Origin of the sequence: Siphonobacter sp., assembly GCF_048595215.1 — a bacterium.
In the GTDB taxonomy this organism is placed as follows: Bacteria; Bacteroidota; Bacteroidia; order Cytophagales; family Spirosomataceae; genus Siphonobacter.
On the sequence record NZ_JBMDWJ010000334.1, the window covers coordinates 1 to 1,838 of the forward strand.

The 1,838-nt window shown below is 52.5% G+C and carries 1 protein-coding gene; it reads left to right on the forward strand.

From position 1 onward, the window contains the following. Positions 1–1,838: alpha-L-rhamnosidase N-terminal domain-containing protein (locus tag ACOJTG_RS20735; RefSeq protein WP_420155561.1), on the forward strand; the 1,838-nt coding region annotated here is incomplete at both ends.

The following is a 1,838-nucleotide window of genomic DNA, read 5'->3' on the forward strand; positions in this document are numbered from 1 at the left end:
AACAACATTGGGCCGCCCGCTGGATTTCCGTACCCGATGTTCCTAACAATGTCTACGGGGTGTATCACTTCCGGAAAAGCTTTGATCTGGCCGCTCGTCCTGAACACTTTTACGTACACGTTTCAGCTGACAACCGTTACAAACTTTTTGTGAATGGAAAGCTCGTCAGTCTGGGACCAGCCCGCAGCGATCCGTACAACTGGAATTTTGAAACGGTTGACCTAGCCCCGTACCTGAAAAAAGGCGGTAATCTGCTGGCGGCCGTCGTGTGGAATTTTGCCGAGTACAAACCCGTAGCTCAGATGAGTTTTAATCGGACTGAGTTTTTGCTACAGGGTGATACGGCCGCCGAACAAGTGGTGAACACCGATGCTACCTGGCGATGCGTGAGTAATTCCTCCTACTCACCCTGGCAAAAACCCGTTTACGGCTATTACGTAGCGGGTCCGGGCGAAAGCCTCAATGCTCAGCAGTATCCTTGGGGCTGGGAAAAATCCACCTTCGATGATAGCTCCTGGCCGCAGGCCCGGATGGGTTTGCCCGCCGCGACGAAAGGCCGCCGCGATTATCCCGGTCGGTTGCTGGTGCCGAGTCCGCTCCCACCGATGGAAATGGTACAGGAACGCCTGACTCAGATTCGCCTTTCTGAAGGCCTCGAAAAACCTTCTTCCGGCTTTTTAAAGGGTAAAAAAAACCTGACGATACCCGCCCGTACTAAAGTTCGGCTCCTGCTGGACAATGAACAACTGACGACGGGTTACCTCTCCCTTCAATTCAGTCGCGGAAAAGATGCGGAAATTCGAATTGGTTACAGCGAAGCTCTGTACAGTGATTCCCTGACGCACGCCAAAGGCCATCGCGATCAGATTGACGGAAAGTTTTTTGTCGGGTACGAAGATCGGGTTCAGGCCGACGGCGGCTCAAATCGCGACTTTACCTCGCTATGGTGGCGAACGTATCGTTACATCAATCTGCTTATCACCACGGGGGACGAACCATTGGTGCTTGAAGATTTATTCGGAACGTCTTCCCGTTATCCGCTCCAGCAGGAAACTACTTTTTCGGTACCGGAGCGTAAAGATTTGCAGCAAATGCTCGACATCGGCTGGCGTACGGCCCGACTGTGTGCCAACGAAACGTACATGGATTGTCCGTACTACGAACAGTTGCAGTATTTCGGCGACACCCGCATCCAGGCCTTGATTACCCTCTACAATACCCGCGACCCCTGGCTGGTGAAAAATGCCCTGGAGCAGGGACGGCAGTCGATGGTGGCTGATGGACTGACCATGAGCCGGTATCCTTCTAATCTGCACCAGTTTATTTCTTCCTTTTCGCTACTCTGGATTGGGATGGGTTATGATTACTACCGCTACCGGGACGATGCGGACTATCTAAAAACCTTGCTTCCCGCCCACCGGCAGATTTTATCCTGGTACGAACAATGGCTCAAGCCCGATTACAGTTTAGGCTATGTTCCGAACTGGTTTTTTGCCGACTGGGCGGGCAGCTTTGATTACGGCGAACCGCCCCGAGAAAAAAACGGCGATTCGGCTTTTCAGGATTTGCTGTACCTCATGTCCCTGCAAATGGCCGCTGAACTCGAACAAAACCTGGGTATGCCCGCTTTGGCACAGCATTACCAGACGCTACAAACGAACCTGAAGAAAGCCATTTACCAGCATTACTGGAATCCGGAAAAAGGGCTTCTGGCCGATACGAAAACACAGCGTTCGTACTCCCAGCACGTCAATGCTTTGGCGGTACTGGCGGGTGTGGTCGAAGCAGATCAGGCCAAACAGGTGATACAAACGGTACTTTCGGATCGCACTCTGACG